The sequence below is a fragment of the Bacteroides sp. 1_1_14 genome (genome assembly GCF_000162515.1).
In the GTDB taxonomy this organism is placed as follows: domain Bacteria; phylum Bacteroidota; class Bacteroidia; order Bacteroidales; family Bacteroidaceae; genus Bacteroides; species Bacteroides thetaiotaomicron.
The window spans coordinates 738,338-755,018 of the sequence record NZ_GG774702.1; the positions used below are offsets into that span (position 1 = coordinate 738,338).

Below are 16,681 nucleotides of genomic sequence, written 5' to 3' on the forward strand. Positions count from 1 at the left end.
AATATACATTATCATATACATAAAGAAACATGGAATTAGCAAGTAAGTACAATCCCGCTGACGTGGAGGGAAAGTGGTACCAGTATTGGCTGGAACACCGTTTATTCAGTTCGAAACCCGATGGTCGTGAACCTTACACCATCGTCATTCCGCCCCCGAACGTCACCGGTGTGTTGCACATGGGACACATGCTTAATAATACCATTCAGGATATTTTGGTTCGTCGTGCCCGTATGGAAGGCAAGAATGCCTGCTGGGTGCCGGGAACTGACCACGCTTCCATCGCTACCGAAGCAAAAGTTGTAAACAAACTCGCTGCCCAGGGCATCAAGAAGACAGACCTGACCCGTGATGAGTTCCTGAAACATGCCTGGGACTGGACAGAAGAGCACGGAGGCATTATCCTGAAGCAGCTCCGCAAACTGGGTGCATCCTGTGACTGGGACCGCACCGCCTTCACTATGGACGAGGAACGCAGCGAAAGCGTATTGAAAGTATTTGTAGACCTGTACAACAAAGGATTGATTTACCGTGGTGTCCGCATGGTAAACTGGGATCCGAAAGCGTTGACTGCCCTTTCCGACGAAGAAGTGATCTACAAGGAAGAGCACGGAAAACTGTTCTATCTCCGCTATAAGGTGGAAGGTGATCCGGAAGGCCGCTATGCAGTAGTAGCAACGACCCGCCCCGAAACAATCATGGGCGATACGGCAATGTGCATCAACCCCAACGACCCCAAGAACGCATGGCTGAAAGGAAAGAAAGTCATCGTTCCGTTGGTAAACCGTGTTATCCCTGTCATCGAGGACGATTATGTGGATATTGAGTTCGGTACCGGTTGTCTGAAAGTAACTCCGGCCCACGACGTAAATGACTATATGTTGGGTGAAAAGTATAATCTGCCCAGCATCGACATCTTCAACGATAACGGAACATTGAGCGAAGCTGCCGGATTGTATATCGGTATGGATCGTTTCGACGTCCGCAAGCAGATAGAGAAGGACCTCGATGCTGCCGGATTGCTCGAAAAGACAGAAGCCTACACAAATAAAGTAGGTTACTCGGAACGTACCAATGTAGTGATCGAACCGAAATTGTCTATGCAGTGGTTCCTCAAAATGCAGCATTTTGCCGATATGGCATTGCCTCCGGTAATGAACGATGAGTTGAAATTCTATCCTGCCAAATATAAGAATACATACCGCCACTGGATGGAGAACATCAAAGACTGGTGTATCAGCCGCCAGTTGTGGTGGGGACATCGTATTCCTGCTTACTTCCTGCCGGAAGGTGGCTATGTGGTAGCCGTCACTCCCGAAGAAGCGCTGGCAAAAGCCAAAGAGAAAACAGGAAACGCCGCTTTGGCGATGGATGATCTTCGTCAGGACGAAGATTGTCTGGATACTTGGTTCTCTTCCTGGTTGTGGCCTATCTCCCTGTTTGACGGAATCAATCATCCGGGTAACGAGGAAATCAGCTATTACTATCCGACCAGCGACTTGGTGACCGGACCGGATATCATCTTCTTCTGGGTGGCACGTATGATCATGGCGGGCTACGAATATGAAGGAAAGATGCCGTTCAAGAACGTTTACTTTACAGGGATCGTTCGTGACAAACTGGGACGTAAGATGTCCAAGTCACTCGGCAACTCACCCGACCCGTTGGAACTGATCGACAAATATGGTGCCGATGGTGTCCGTATGGGAATGATGCTGGCAGCTCCCGCCGGAAACGATATTCTTTTCGACGACGCACTCTGCGAACAGGGACGTAACTTCTGCAGCAAGATATGGAACGCTTTCCGTCTGATCAAGGGCTGGACGATTGACGATAATATTCAAGCTCCGGATGCCGCTAAACTGGCTGTCCACTGGTTTGAATCCAAGCAGAACGAAGTAGCTGCCGAAGTAGCGGACTTGTTCAGCAAATACCGTCTGAGCGAAGCATTGATGGCTGTTTATAAATTATTCTGGGATGAATTCTCTTCCTGGTATCTGGAAATGATTAAACCGGCTTACGGACAGGGAATTGACCGTACCACTTATAGCGCTACTCTCTGCTTCCTCGATAACCTGTTGCATCTGCTTCATCCGTTTATGCCGTTCATCACAGAAGAATTGTGGCAACAGATGTACGAACGTAATGCGGAAGAAGGAGAAAGTCTGATGGTAAGTGCATTGAGCATGGATACTTATGTAGACACCGCATTCGTTGCACAGTTTGAAGTTGTCAAGGGAGTTATCAGTAATATCCGCAGCATCCGTCTGCAAAAGAACATAGCTCAGAAAGAACCGCTTGACTTGCAGGTGCTGGGCGAAAATCCGGTTGCAGAGTTCAATGCGGTGATTCAGAAGATGTGTAACCTTTCTTCCATTACAGTGGTAGAGAGCAAGGCGGAAGGTGCTTCTTCCTTCATGGTAGGAACTACCGAATACGCTGTGCCACTAGGCAATATGATTGATGTAGAAGCCGAAATCGCCCGTATGGAAGCTGAACTGAAACATAAGGAAGGATTCCTGCAAGGTGTATTGAAGAAACTCAGCAATGAGAAATTTGTCAATAACGCCCCCGCAACCGTTCTCGAAATGGAACGTAAGAAGCAGGCCGATGCGGAAAGTATCATCAGCTCTTTGAAAGAAAGCATCGCAGCTTTAAAAAAGGCATAATGAACTGATACATAAAAATATGTAATGGAGAGGCATCCCGATAGATTTGGGATGCCTTTCTTTTTAAAAGATAAAAATAATACTATCTTTGCTTCCACTTTTAATCACACAGCAAAATGAAACAATTACTGCGAATATGCTTAACAGGTGCGTTCTTTCTTCTTTTCGAAGGACTCCTCTCCCCTATGTTGGCAGATAATGGGAAATCAGATAAAGAAATATTAGTTTTGAATTCTATTAACTTCAACCTTCCTTGGGCCAGAAACTTCTATTGGTATGTGCACGATGTTCTTCAGGAACAGGGAATAACTGCCAGAGCGGAATCATTGTCTGTCCCGGCCTTGCAGGATACGATGGAGGTAAATGCGGTCATCGAGCATCTGCGTCAGAAATATCCGCTTCCTCCTGCCGCTATTGTGATAATTGGTGATCCGGGTTGGATTGTCTGTCGTCCTTTATTTGATGACCTATGGAAAGATGTTCCGGTGATCATAACGAACTCCCGTGACCGCCTGCCTGCTACCTTGGATATTCTGCTCTCTCATGCCCCGTTGAATGAGACCAACAGCGTCCCCGCCCAAGAGTGGAGAAAAGGCTACAACCTGACTACCCTGAAACAGCATTACTATGTGAAGGAAACCGTTGAACTGATCTATAGCCTGATACCTGATATGGATCGCCTGGCATTTATCTCGGACGATCGCTACATCAGTGAAGAAACCCGCGGAGACGTGAAAGAAGCTGTTGAAAAGCATTTTCCAAACCTGCCTTTAGAATTGCTTTCTACCACTCACTTGTCAACAGAAATGCTTCTGGACACCTTGCGCAGCTATAAAGCAAACACCGGAATTATTTATTATTCCTGGTTTGAGTCGCATAATAAAGAAGATAATAATTATCTTTTTGATCATATTCAGGAGATTATCACCAATTTTACGTCCTCTCCCTTGTTCCTGCTTTCTTCCGAAGACCTGTCCAATAATACTTTTGCAGGAGGCTATTACGTTTCTGCAGAATCATTCGGCGATTCCTTACTTGAAATTATTGACCGTGTGTTGCATGGAGAACAGGCGGAGGACATTTCCGAAAGTATAGGAGGGAAGGCGAGTGCCTACCTCTGTTATCCGGTGCTGGAATCCTACAATATTCCCTATCACCTTTATCCTGAACGAGCTGTTTATGTCAACGAACCTAAAAGTATATTTCATCAATACTGTGTTGAAATCCTTTCCTGTTCCATTTTCCTTCTTATTTTGATAGCAGCGATCGCCTATTATATACGTATTCTTCGCAAGGCATACACTCGTCTGAGTGAGGCAATGGAAAAGGCGGAGCAGGCGAATCAGTTGAAATCCGCCTTTCTGGCTAATATGAGTCATGAAATCCGCACTCCGTTGAATGCGATTGTCGGCTTCTCGAATATGTTGCCGGATATAGAAGATCGTAAGGAGATGCGCGAATATGCAGACATCATCGAAACAAATACCGACTTGCTTCTTCAACTGATCAATGATATTCTGGACATGTCCAAAATCGAAGCCGGCACTTTTGACTTCTGTCCGTCATTGATAGATGTCAACCAGACGATGGAAGAAATCGAACAGAGCATGAGGCTTCGCTTGAAAAAAGAAACTGTCACTCTTACTTTTACCGAACGTCTGCCGGAATGTACCCTTTATACAGATAAGAATCGTTTGATACAACTGATTTCCAATTTTGTCATCAATGCTATTAAATTTACTCAGACAGGTTCTATCAGAATGGGATATCGTCTGAAGGATGCCAATACAATTTGCTTTTATGTCTCGGATACAGGCTGCGGCATGTCAGAAGAGCAATGCAAGCATGTATTCGAAAGGTTTGTGAAATACAATCCTTTTGTTCAGGGAACAGGTTTGGGACTTTCCATTTGTCAGATGATTATCGACCGGTTAGGAGGGACGATTGGGGTTGAATCGGAAGAAGGCAAAGGCTCTACTTTCTGGTTTACGCTGCCCTATCAGCAGGAATAGCATCGTATTTGTCTTCTTATCCTTTATGATTGTTAGTTTTATGTATTGCAGACTTCCAAGACTTTGGTCAGCTTATTACGATGAGACAATATTCTCACCACAATGAGAAAAAATTCTCAATGCAATGAGAAAAGATTCTCACTGCGATGAGAAAAAGTTCTCACTGTGGTGAGAAATAATTCTCATCATGATGAGAATGGTTGAGAATTTATGATCTGTATCAGCTTGTACTATAGATAAATACAGATTTACTATTTTCTGTTTTATAGCTTTAATTGATAGAGCAAAAAAGAACTTTACCTAAAAAGAGACCGTTTTTCTCTATTTAGTTGAAGGATGGTATAGATTTAATAGGTACGAATCCAATTTATTGGAAGGAGTCACTTATATTAAGGAAACAGTAAAGGAAGCAGCAATGGCAGATAATCTTTTAAATCGATGCGTAATTGTTTGAGTGCTTGCTGAATACGATAATCTACAGTCTTTGGAGACACTTCCAATGTTTCTGCAATTTCTTTGTAGCTCATATCCCGGAAACGATGCATAACAAATGCTTGCCGATAACTTTCCGGTAATGCAGTAACCGCCTCTTCAATACGTTTGGTTAGCTCTTTAATTTGATAGAAGTCCATATCCTGTATCATCTCTTGCATTTCTTCATAGAAACGCGTATCAGCACGTTTGATGGCATCAATGTGTGCAAGCTTATTTAAAGCCTTGTGATGTACCATTTTAAAGAGATAAGAACTTAATGATGATTCAATAATTAGGTTTTCCCGGTTTTCCCATATCCATAGAAGGGAGTCTTGCACAATTTCTTCTGCATCGTGAAAGTCAACATATTTATGACCATAGGCACATAGCACTGCATAGTATTGCCTGAATAGCATTTCAAAGGCTTTTAGGCCTCCACGCTGTATTTCAGATAATTGAGGGTCATTCCTCTTTATGCGTAGTTCCTTCATTTATTAAATTCTAATTTGCTGCAAATATAGCTTTTTTATAATAAAATAAAGATTTTCTGAAAAAAATAAGGTTTTCGTTTAGGAATGTCATGGTTTGGTCTTGTCATATAATAAAAGGTAGAATAAAGGATGAAAGAATTAGATAATAATAGAATAGAAGAATTGCTTCCTCGTTATTGTGAGGGGAGGTTGAGCGAGGGGGAACGTCTGGAAGTGGAAGCGTGGATGGACGAGTCGGAGGAGAATAAACGAGTTGCTACTCAGACTTTTGCTCTTTATTTGGCTGTGGACACGGTTCAGGTAATGAAGAAAGTTGATACGGAGAAAGCTTTACTGAAAGTAAAGGGAAAAATGTCGGACCGTGAAGTGAGAAGGATAGTGTGGTGGGAGTGGGCACAACGTGCTGCTGCAATTCTATTTATTCCGCTTCTTACCTTATTTATATGGCAGAATTGGAAAGGGGATACTGGTGAGGTAGCGGAGATGATGGAAGTTAAGACTAGTCCTGGAATGACCACTTCGTTGACATTACCCGATGGTACAATTGTTTATTTGAATTCGGAATCTTCTTTGTCTTATCCTTCTCGCTTTAATGGAGATTTCCGTAAAGTGACGTTAAGTGGTGAAGCATACTTTGAAGTGGCCAAAGATCCGGAAAAGAAATTTATCCTTTCTATTACACATCAATCACAGATAGAAGTATTGGGTACATGTTTCAATGTGGAAGCATATGAACAGAATACAGAGGTTATTACAACTTTGATTGAAGGAAAAGTAGATTTTATGTTCGAGAAAGATGCTGGGGTGAAACATGTGTTCTTATCTCCAAGAGAGAAGCTGGTGTATGATTCGGAGACTGATAAAGTCCACCTTTATAAAACTTCGGGAAAATCAGAATTGGCTTGGAAAGATGGAGAAGTTGTTCTTGATAATACACCTTTGGAAGAAGCATTATGGATGCTGGAAAAAAGATATAGTGTGAAATTTGTTATTAAGAACGAAAAACTGAAGAGTAGTTCGTTTACGGGAACCTTTACAAATCAACGTTTGGAGAAGATCCTGGAATATTTTAAAGTATCCTCCAAAATACGTTGGCAACATATCAATGATGATAAGGATGGAAGTGACAGAAAAAAAGAGATAATAGAAATTTATTGATTAACCTTTAACAATTTAGTAGTATGAAAGCAAAACCCACTTAGAAAAAAGTATGGGAAGATTTTGGCAGATCTCCCCATACTAAAATGAATCAATTGAAAATGCTTGTTGGCAGACAAGCATAGTTAACTCATTTTCAACTTAAATCAATACAAAATTATGCAAAACAATTTTAGCATCCAAGTTTTAAGGGTGGTAAAGTCTTTTTGGCTAACCTCGAAAAAAATCCCACGTACTATGAGACTGGTTATTTTATTCTTATTTTGTTTTGTCGGATTAACTAATGCGACAGATAGTTATGCCCAATCTGCAAAGGTTACGATGAATGTACGTAATCAGACAGTTGAGGATGTATTAAGAGCGATAGAGAAGCAAACAGAATTTAGTTTCTTCTACAACAATGCTCATATAAATTTGAAACGGTTGGTGACAATCTCCGCTAACCGTAATGATATCTTTAAAGTTCTTGACGAAGTATTTAAAAATACGAATGTAGAATATAAGGTAATAGATAAAAAGATCATTCTGTCCACGGAGTTGGCATCTGTCGAACAGGCGCATCAGGAAAAGGTAAAAGTAAGCGGACGAGTTGTGGATGCGGCAGGTGAACCGGTAATCGGTGCCAGTGTGATAGAAAAAGGCTCCTCCAATGGCACGATCACTGATATGGACGGTAATTTTACCCTGAATGTCGGTTCAAAAGACGCCATTCTTGAAATTTCTTATATTGGTTATCAAGGACAGTCCCTGAAAGTAACTCCGGGAAAGACGCTGTCGGTAGTATTGAAAGAAGACACACAGAGTCTGGACGAAGTGGTAGTAGTTGGTTTTGGTGTACAGAAGAAAGCGAACCTGACCGGCGCGGTATCTCAGGTAAAGATGGATGATGTACTGGGGAGTCGTCCTGTTGTAAATGCCATGAGTGCTTTGCAGGGTGCGATGCCGGGACTTCAGATTACTCCTAATAATGATGCTGCCGGTCCGGGACAGAGCAAATCATTCAATATTCGTGGTACGACTTCCATCAATGGCGGTGGTCCGTTGGTGTTGATAGATAATGTTCCGGGGGATATCGATATGTTGAATCCCGAAGATATCGAAAGTGTTTCTGTGTTGAAAGATGCTGCTTCGGCCGCTATCTATGGTGCGCGTGCCGCTTTCGGTGTAATACTTGTGACTACAAAGAAGGCGAAGAAAGGCGACGGGTTTCATGTCAATTATAATAATAATTTTGGTTTCCAGAGTTCTATCAATCGTCCGGAACAGGCTGACGGGCTGGAGTGGATGCAGGCTTACCTGGACGGCGAGTTCAATGCCGGTAAATACTACACCGGGCAAGATATCAAAACATGGATGAACTACCTGACCGAATATCGTAAGAATCCGGGTAAATTCCAGACTACCGGAGACGGGGTATATGTAGACCCGGAAACAGGATTGAATTATTATCTGAATGAGAAAGACCTGTATGCCAATATGCTTGATGATTACGGTTTTCTGCAAGCACATAATGTGTCATTGAGTGGTGGTACTGATAAGCTGGCTTATCGTCTGTCCCTTGGTTATAATAGCGAGCAAGGTATTTTGATCACCGATAAAGACCGCTACAAACGTTTGTCGGGTAGTGCCTATATTTCTGCCGAAATCACCTCGTGGCTGACTCAGTCTGTAGATATACGCTATGCTCAGAGTGACAAGAATATGCCTGTGACTTCGGATAAGACCGGATTGTATGATATGCGTTTGCCGGTTGTATATCCCGAAGGCTCCCTGACTTTGCCTGACGGCACCAGCCTGATGACGAATACGCCTTCCAACGTTTTGAGAATGGCAACGGATAACAATACAATCAGAGACAATGCCCGTATCCTGTCAAAAACGGTATTGAAACCATTGAAAGGGCTTGAAGTGGCATTTGAATATACATTTGACAAGACATGGAGTAATCAGAATGTGAATAAGGCTTCCATTGATTATACAACGGTTGAGCTGGCAAAAATACAGACTGCCACTACTTCTTCTCTGGAGACGACTCACCAAAGTACTGATTATAATGCCATCAACCTGTATGCTAATTATAGATATTCATGGAATGACACGCATAACTTGTCATTAATGGGCGGCTTCAACCAGGAATCCAGTGACTGGAAGAAATTGTATACTTATTCTTATGATATGATTAACGAGAAGTATCCGTCACATAGTACGGCTACCGGTGAGAATAAGGTTATTACAGATGATCATCGCGTGTATACCGTGCGTGGTGCTTTCTATCGTGTTAATTATGATTATAAAGGCAAATATCTGTTTGAGACCAATGGTCGTTATGACGGCTCGTCTAAATTCCCGAAGAAAAATCGTTTCGGTTTCTTCCCTTCTGTATCTGTGGGTTGGAACATTGCTCGCGAGAACTTTATGAAACCGGTTGCAGGTGACTGGCTAAGCGATCTGAAACTTCGCGGAACCTGGGGGCAAATAGGTAATCAGGGTATTGATCCTTATAAATTTGTTCCGACTATGTCGCAAGTGGAAAAGAAGGATGTGGCATGGTTGGTGAATGGAGCGAAGCCGCTGACTTTGAATGCTCCGGGACTGGTCAGTGATAGTTTTACTTGGGAAACGGTAGAAACATTGGACTTTGGTTTTGATATAACTGCCTTGAACGGACGTCTGCAAAGTACTTTCGACTGGTATCGCCGTGATACGAAAGATATGCTTGCTCCGGGAGCTGAGTTGCCGTCAGTGGTAGGTGCTTCCGCACCTTTGCAGAATACCGCCGACTTGCGTACGAAAGGCTGGGAATTATCATTGACCTGGAGAGATAGAATCGGTGCATGGGGCTATAATGTAGGCTTCAATCTTTATGACTCTAAAACAGTCGTTACCAAATACCATAATGAATCCAAGATTATCCTGAAAAGTGATGGCACGAATAATTATTATGAAGGATATGAAATCGGTTCTATCTGGGGGTATGTAACGGATGGTTACTATACAGCCGATGACTTTGAAGATACAAATACCTGGAAATTGAAAGAAGGGGTGGTGACAGTGGATGGAGTAAGTCCGCGTCCCGGCGACATCAAGTACCAGAATTTGCGTGATGATGGATCGAGTACGAATCGCATTGATACGGGAGACGGAACCTTTGACAATCCGGGAGACCGCAAGATAATCGGTAATAACTCTTTGCGTTTGCAGTATGGTATAAACCTGGGAGTCAATTACAAAGGATTTGATCTGAGTGTTTTGCTGCAAGGAGTAGGTAAACGTGATGTATGGATCAGTGATGCACGCCGCTGGCCGTTTAATTCCGGACAGTTTGGTTCACTCTTTAAAGACCAGCTGGATTATTGGAAACCGGTAGATTCTGCCAATGGTGATTGGACGGCAGCCAATCCGAATGCGGAATATTTCCGTATTTACGGGCAAGGAAACAACTCCGGTTACAATACACGTGCGCAAACGAAGTATCTGATGAATGGCTCTTATCTGCGTGTCAAGAATGTGACTTTGAGTTATAATTTCCCGAAGAGCTGGTTAGCACCTATTACATTAACGAGTTTGAAAGCGTTCGTAAGTTGTGAGAACCTTCACACATTTACTAAGCTGATGAAGGGTTATGACCCGGAACGCCTGTCTTGGGGATATCCTTTCTATCGTACGATTTCTTTTGGTTTTAATGTTACTCTTTAATTTATAATTGGTTATGAAAAAAATAATATATACTATGCTTGCGGCAGCAGCTATCGGGTTTACTTCATGCAACGATAGTTTTATGGAACGCTATCCGGATACTTCGTTGACGGAGCAGACAGTGTTCAGTAATTATAATACTTTCAAGACCTATGCCTGGGGATTATATGGAGTATTTACAAATACTAATATCCTGCGTATTCCCGGAACAAACGGAGCCTATGCCAGTGCCACATCCTATACAAGCGATATTTATGCAGGTTATCTGATGCGTCGTCAGGGTGACGGTAATCCGTATGCTTTTCAAAATGTATCCAGTTCGTCATCGGGCAATGGATGGGCATTCAGTTTCGTCTATCGGGTCAATGTCATGTTGGCAAATATCGATAACTCAGGGATGACGGATGCGGACAAGGAACATTGGCGTTCGGTGGGATATTTTTTCCGTGCCTATTATTATTCGGAACTGATAGCTCGTTTTGGTGATGTGCCTTGGGTAGATCGTGTACTGGGTGATTCGGATACGGAAATAGCATATGGCCCCCGTACCCCTCGCAAAGAAGTTGCCGATCATGTATTGAACGATTTGATATACGCTGAAGAGCATATAAAAGAAGACGGTGACGGTGAAAATACGATCAATGTGCATGTTGTCCGTGCTCTTCTTTCCCGTTTCTGCCTTTTTGAAGGTACATGGCGTAAATATCATGCTTTGGGGGACGAAGATAAATACTTTGATGCTTGTATCACTTATTCCAAGAAGCTGATGGATTCTTATCCCGAACTGAACAGTGATTGGGGAGAGATGCTGACATCTGACCTGAAAGGAATGAAAGGCATCATTCTGTATAAGGAATATGTAGAAAAAGAACTGACTAATTATGTACTGACTCATGTTGAACGGACATCCACCCATAATGTGGAAATGCCGCAACACATCATCGATATGTATCTTTGTAAAGATGGTAAAACGATTCATAACAGCTCGGAATATGAATGGTCGCAGGATGGGGATAATAGTATGAATGCTACCTTCCGCAATCGTGACCTTCGTCTGCTAGAGACTGTAGCTCCCCCTTATAAGGTGATCCCAAGTGCCGATAATACCAGTTGGGAGTATACTTCTGATCCCAAGGACCGTGAGTTTATGGATATCATGGGCATTACCCGTTACACAGGTTTCGGGGGCGGAAATGGGGAAGCCGGTAAACATAAAGTGTTCCCATTGATGAACTGGTCTGCTGCTATATTGAAAGGGATGCCTCACTTCTTCACCAACAATGGCGGACAAGGTTTCCTCGTAGCCCGTAGCGGTAACTATGTGTACAGATACTATAATGTATGGGATAATTCGAAAGAGAATGAGGGGACCTCAGATGTACCTTTGTTCAAGATTGATGAAGTGATGTTGAATTATGCTGAGGCTAAATTTGAAAAAGGTGGTACAGGTGCCGAGGGCTTCAATCAGACTGTTGCTGATCTTACTATCAATAAGTTACGCGATCGGGTGGGAGTTGCGCATATGAAAGTGGCCGAGATAAATGCCGGATTTGATCCGAAGCGCGACCAGACCGTAGACCCTGTATTGTGGGAGATTCGTCGCGAGCGCATAGTAGAATTGATGGGTGAAGGATTTGGGTTCTACGATGTGCGCCGCTGGAAAAAAGCACCTTGGTTTATCAATAAGATACAGTATGGTCAATGGGCTACTAAAGAGCAGATTGGCGATTCCGGACAGTTTGTTGATCTTGAAAAAGGATACGCCGATACAACAGGAAAGAAAGAAGGTTTTATCTATATGTATAATGATCCTTTGGTAGCAGGTAAAGGTTGGTTAGATAAGTATTATCTGTATCAGGTGCCTACTAATGAAATCGCATTAAACCCAGAACTGGCCCCCAATAATCCGGGATGGGAGTAATAATTAACTGAAACACAAATTGAAAGAAGATGTGCAAATAACTGTTTGACACATCTTCTTTCTTTATTAGAGCCAATGCTATATCTTTCCGACTTTTCATATATTGGAGGTTATTTAATGTGTATCAGTATAAAAGAACTACATTTTATTTTCAGTAATCGGAAATTTGAAATATATTTAGGGGTTCAAACGCTCAAACACATTTGATGACCCTTAAAAAAATAATGACTATGAACATGCGTCTTCTATTACTTTTATTATTTGGTTCTGTTGTTATGTATACAAGCTGCCAATCTACGTCTGCTCCAATTGATTCATTGGCGGCACGTGTGACGGAGAATACGTCGAAAGATCAAATCCTTTTCCGGTTGGTTACTGATGAAGCCGATCCGGCAAAGGACTACTTTGAGATAGACTTCAAGGATGGCAAAGTGCTGATAACCGGAAACTCCGATCTTTCACTGGCTACGGGCTTGAATTGGTACCTGAAATACGTAGCAGGTATTCATCTTTCGTGGAATAATCCCTCGCAGAAATTGCCGGAAGTACTGCCTCTGCCTCAAAAGAAAATCCGACAGGCGACGGCTATGAAGAATCGATATTACCTGAATTACTGTACCTATTCCTACTCCATGGCTTTCTGGGACTGGGAACGCTGGGAGAAAGAAATAGACTGGATGGCGATGCACGGCATCAATATGCCTTTGAGTATAACAGGGATGGAGGTTGTCTGGTATAATCTGCTGAAGCGTATCGGATATACGACGGAGGAGATCAATGAGTTTATTTCCGGTCCTGCCTTTATGGCATGGTGGCAGATGAATAATCTGGAAGGATGGGGCGGACCGAATCCCGACAGTTGGTATCGGTCAACAGGAAGCACTGCAAAAGAAGATCATTGCCCGAATGAGGGAGCTGGGCATTGAACCGGTATTCCCCGGATATGCAGGAATGGTCCCCCGTAATATCGGCGAGAAACTGGGGTATCAGATTGCCGATCCCGGTAAATGGTGCGGTTTTCCTCGTCCGGCCTTTCTTTCTACGGAAGATGAACATTTCGATTCATTTGCTGCCATGTATTATGAGGAGTTGGAGAAACTGTACGGAAAAGCAAAGTATTACAGTATGGACCCCTTTCACGAAGGAGGAAATACGGAAGGAGTAGACTTGGCAAAGGCGGGAACTTCTATTATGGGTGCTATGAAGAAAGCGAATCCGGAGGCTGTGTGGGTGATGCAGGCATGGCAGGCGAATCCGCGGGAAGCGATGGTCAACACGCTCGATTCCAGTGATTTGCTGGTACTGGATTTGTATAGTGAGAAACTTCCGCAATGGGGTGATCCGGAGTCGATGTGGTATCGGGAGAAAGGTTTCGGCAAGCATGACTGGCTCTATTGTATGTTGCTTAACTTTGGCGGTAATGTCGGTCTGCATGGACGGATGGAGCAGTTGGTGAATGGATATTATAACGCCTGTGCACATGTCAACGGGAAAACCTTGCGGGGGGTAGGAGCTACTCCGGAAGGAATCGAGAATAATCCGGTGATGTTTGAATTGCTGTATGAGCTTCCTTGGCGGGAAGAACGTTTTTCACCGGATGAATGGCTGCAAGCGTATCTGAAAGCGCGGTATGGAAATGATTTGTCACCGGAAGTAGCGGAAGCATGGCGTGCGCTGGAACATACAGTTTACAATGCTCCGAAGAATTATCAGGGAGAAGGGACAGTCGAATCCTTGTTGTGCGCCCGTCCGGGATTTCATCTGGACAGAACGTCGACATGGGGATATGCCAAGTTATTCTATTCACCTGATTCAACGGCAAAGGCAGCCCGCTTGTTACTTTCTGTTGCAGATCAGTACAAGGGAAATAATAACTTTGAATATGATTTGGTGGACGTGGTGCGTCAGAGCCTGGCAGATAAGGGGAATGTGCTGCTTGAAGAAATTTCTCAGAGTTATGATCGGAAAGATAGGGATAGCTTCGGGAAACAGACACAACAGTTTCTGGAGTTAATATTAGCTCAGGACAGTTTGCTGTCCACCCGAAAGGAGTTCTCGGCGTCTTCATGGCTGAATGCCGCACGTTCTTTGGGAACCACGGAAGAAGAAAAGAAACTTTACGAATGGAATGCTTCTGCGCTGATCACGGTTTGGGGAGACAGTATAGCTGCTAATCAGGGAGGTCTGCATGATTATTCCCATCGGGAGTGGAGCGGGATTTTGAAAGACTTGTATTATCAACGTTGGAAAACTTTCTTTGAGCAGAAACAACGGGAGTTGGACGGCAAACTTGGTGAATCAGCGGAAGAACCGATTAATTTCTATGGCATGGAGAAAGCATGGGCGGAGAAAAACAAAACAGCTGATTCATCAGATCATAAGTTACAAAATGTAATTGAAACGGCAAAATCTGTTTATCGGACAGCGATTGAAGCAAAGTAATTTATCTACCTACACTGCTCCGGCTTTTTAGTCAGCGCTGATAGGGAAACTTGGGTTTGTACGAATCATATAAAACGAAAAAAGAATAATCGGAAGTAAACAGGGGAATACCTTTTACTTCCGATTATTCTTTTTATAAATGATAATTGCTTCAGCAAGGGCATGCCGGGCAATCGAACATATTTATTTCTCCAACAAATTTTTCAGAAACTCGTCCAGTTCTTTATCCAGTCCTTTCAGCAGTTCGTCATCCACAAGCAATGTATCGTCATCTATCAGCAACAATTCTGCAACTGTTTCCTTATCTTCATCTACCAGTACGAATGAATAAGGCTTTAATATTGTTACTTTATCGAAGTCTCCTGCATCTTTCATTCTGCAAAGGATACTTTTCAGGTTGGGCTCTACATTTTCCATGAAATCATCTCCATCGTAAGTTGCCCACTCTTCAATCATTACATTAGCCAATTCCTCGTCATCGTCGTTATAAATAGTGAGTTGTCCCGATGTTTGGTCCGGTTGTAAATGAATATCTGTTACGGCTGTCTGGTCGCAGCCACATACATATTTGCCGGCTGCCTTTTGGATAGCCGATTCGATGGTAGACAGAGATTGTTGGCTCAGTTTCATAGGTTCTTCCTTTTTGTTACCTCAAAGGTATAAAAAAATAATAATCAATGCATGATTTCCTTAAAAATCATCATTAAATCGCTCCATTTGCATTTTTAGCTTGGGCAATTGACTGTTACGTTCCTTTAATTCATTTGCATAAAGGGTTGTAAGGTAGTAATTCGGTATATCGTCAATGGTGGCGTACGCCGCATTTTCGGGAATGTTTTTCTTATCTACTTTTTGGGCAAGTTGCTGTGCTTTGACTGCCCATTCTTCTGCTTTTGCCAAGCTGTCCTTCATCTCATAATAAACAGCGATATTGAGGGCAGCTTTCATCTTTTTCTTTTCCTTCTTGGTTCCGTTGTACACTTGTTCCCAAAGTTCGAAAGCTCTGTCCCATGAATTTTCACGGACAAAGATTGCCGCGTCACGCATCTGTACGGAGCCACCGGTGTACAAGTATCGTTTGCCTGTTTTCCAGAAAGGGAGTAACTGTTTGACAGGGATAGTCCCTGCAAATTCAGAAGCTTCCCGTAACATCTGTGCATCAGGTATCATGTGTGCAAATGTTTCTGTTACCGATCCTCCGTATTCTTCCCAAAAGATACTGTCGGTGGGGTGTAGCGTAGTCATCGGTTTGCTGCGCGAGGGCAGGTATACCTTCACCGTCGGGTAGGCTTTTACATCCACTGTCCCCAGGTAGCAGTTAAAATCACGGATATAACGAACCGTTTTGGTCGCTTTGAATTGCAGGTTTTCCATTGCGATGATACAGTCCACTCCCAAGTCTGATGTCAGCTGTTGGACTTCCTCCTGACTCAATGTACTTTCACGAAGAAACTTGTCATTGGCCCGTAAAGCGGAATCACAGATCACCACTACATCAAAATAGTTCTGATGCGCGATTTCTTCCGCCAGCGATTCAGCCGCAATCTTAACGTTACCATTTGCATACGCTGTGGCGTGGCTTATTTCGGGTACGTTTTCTTTCGGCTTTTCGGTCTGTGTGATCAGCTTGTTATCCGGTTCGGTGCTGGTGTTATTCACGATAGCCACTTTACGGAGTTGAGAAGGGAAAGTCATATCTCCGGGCTGCATATAGTCAATAGAAATCTGCTCCAGGCTCTGACAGCTGCCGAGTGCCAACAGTAGCAGAGAAACAAATGCCAGTGAATAGAATTTTGCCATAGTCTTGATATCTTTAGT

At 43.2% G+C, this 16,681-nt stretch carries 8 protein-coding genes and 1 pseudogene; 6 read left to right on the forward strand and 3 right to left on the reverse strand.

Annotated elements, in window-relative coordinates:
* Positions 1–29: 29 nt before the first annotated feature.
* Both HMPREF9007_RS21555 and HMPREF9007_RS21550 read left to right on the forward strand, forming a co-directional pair.
* Complete coding sequence (locus HMPREF9007_RS21555; protein ID WP_008760025.1) at positions 30–2,669, forward strand: valine--tRNA ligase; 2,640 nt, start codon at positions 30–32, stop codon at positions 2,667–2,669.
* Between the two features lie 116 nt (positions 2,670–2,785).
* Complete coding sequence (locus HMPREF9007_RS21550; RefSeq protein WP_008760026.1) at positions 2,786–4,681, forward strand: ATP-binding protein; 1,896 nt, start codon at positions 2,786–2,788, stop codon at positions 4,679–4,681.
* A gap of 389 nt (positions 4,682–5,070) precedes the next feature.
* Here HMPREF9007_RS21550 and HMPREF9007_RS21545 read toward each other — a convergent pair whose 3' ends face one another.
* Entirely contained in the window at positions 5,071–5,646 is a 576-nt protein-coding gene (locus tag HMPREF9007_RS21545) for an RNA polymerase sigma-70 factor (RefSeq protein ID WP_008760027.1), read from the reverse strand.
* A 129-nt stretch (positions 5,647–5,775) separates the two neighbouring features.
* On the opposite strand from HMPREF9007_RS21545, the gene HMPREF9007_RS21540 reads away from it, so the two are divergent.
* The 4 genes and pseudogenes from HMPREF9007_RS21540 (at position 5,776) to HMPREF9007_RS21525 (ending at position 14,863) form a co-directional block, all read left to right on the forward strand.
* Positions 5,776–6,804 (forward strand): FecR family protein, encoded by a 1,029-nt coding sequence (locus HMPREF9007_RS21540; protein ID WP_008760028.1) that lies wholly within the window; start codon positions 5,776–5,778, stop codon positions 6,802–6,804.
* A 237-nt stretch (positions 6,805–7,041) separates the two neighbouring features.
* Positions 7,042–10,500 carry a TonB-dependent receptor gene (locus HMPREF9007_RS21535; protein WP_032850066.1) on the forward strand — a complete coding sequence of 1,153 codons (3,459 nt, stop codon included), beginning with the start codon at positions 7,042–7,044 and terminating at the stop codon, positions 10,498–10,500.
* Positions 10,501–10,534: 34 nt separating this feature from the next.
* A complete protein-coding gene (locus HMPREF9007_RS21530) occupies positions 10,535–12,421 on the forward strand; it encodes a RagB/SusD family nutrient uptake outer membrane protein (RefSeq protein WP_016268340.1) in 1,887 nt (628 codons plus the stop codon).
* A 230-nt stretch (positions 12,422–12,651) separates the two neighbouring features.
* Positions 12,652–14,863 (forward strand): annotated as a pseudogene (locus HMPREF9007_RS21525) (alpha-N-acetylglucosaminidase).
* Between the two features lie 183 nt (positions 14,864–15,046).
* Here HMPREF9007_RS21525 and HMPREF9007_RS21520 read toward each other — a convergent pair.
* A complete protein-coding gene (locus tag HMPREF9007_RS21520) occupies positions 15,047–15,493 on the reverse strand; it encodes a hypothetical protein (RefSeq protein ID WP_008760031.1) in 447 nt (148 codons plus the stop codon).
* A gap of 60 nt (positions 15,494–15,553) precedes the next feature.
* Positions 15,554–16,663 carry a DUF6340 family protein gene (locus HMPREF9007_RS21515; RefSeq protein WP_008760032.1) on the reverse strand — a complete coding sequence of 370 codons (1,110 nt, stop codon included), beginning with the start codon at positions 16,661–16,663 and terminating at the stop codon, positions 15,554–15,556.
* Positions 16,664–16,681: the final 18 nt, after the last annotated feature.

Excerpts from the sequence above, each read along its gene's own strand:
- HMPREF9007_RS21515 (WP_008760032.1), bottom strand. The coding sequence starts at position 16,663 with ATGGCAAAATTCTATTCACTGGCATTTGTTTCTCTGCTACTGTTGGCA.
- HMPREF9007_RS21535 (WP_032850066.1), top strand. The coding sequence starts at position 7,042 with ATGAGACTGGTTATTTTATTCTTATTTTGTTTTGTCGGATTAACTAAT.
- HMPREF9007_RS21555 (WP_008760025.1), top strand. The coding sequence starts at position 30 with ATGGAATTAGCAAGTAAGTACAATCCCGCTGACGTGGAGGGAAAGTGG.
- HMPREF9007_RS21520 (WP_008760031.1), bottom strand. The coding sequence starts at position 15,493 with ATGAAACTGAGCCAACAATCTCTGTCTACCATCGAATCGGCTATCCAA.
- HMPREF9007_RS21530 (WP_016268340.1), top strand. The coding sequence starts at position 10,535 with ATGCTTGCGGCAGCAGCTATCGGGTTTACTTCATGCAACGATAGTTTT.
- HMPREF9007_RS21550 (WP_008760026.1), top strand. The coding sequence starts at position 2,786 with ATGAAACAATTACTGCGAATATGCTTAACAGGTGCGTTCTTTCTTCTT.
- HMPREF9007_RS21545 (WP_008760027.1), bottom strand. The coding sequence starts at position 5,646 with ATGAAGGAACTACGCATAAAGAGGAATGACCCTCAATTATCTGAAATA.
- HMPREF9007_RS21540 (WP_008760028.1), top strand. The coding sequence starts at position 5,776 with ATGAAAGAATTAGATAATAATAGAATAGAAGAATTGCTTCCTCGTTAT.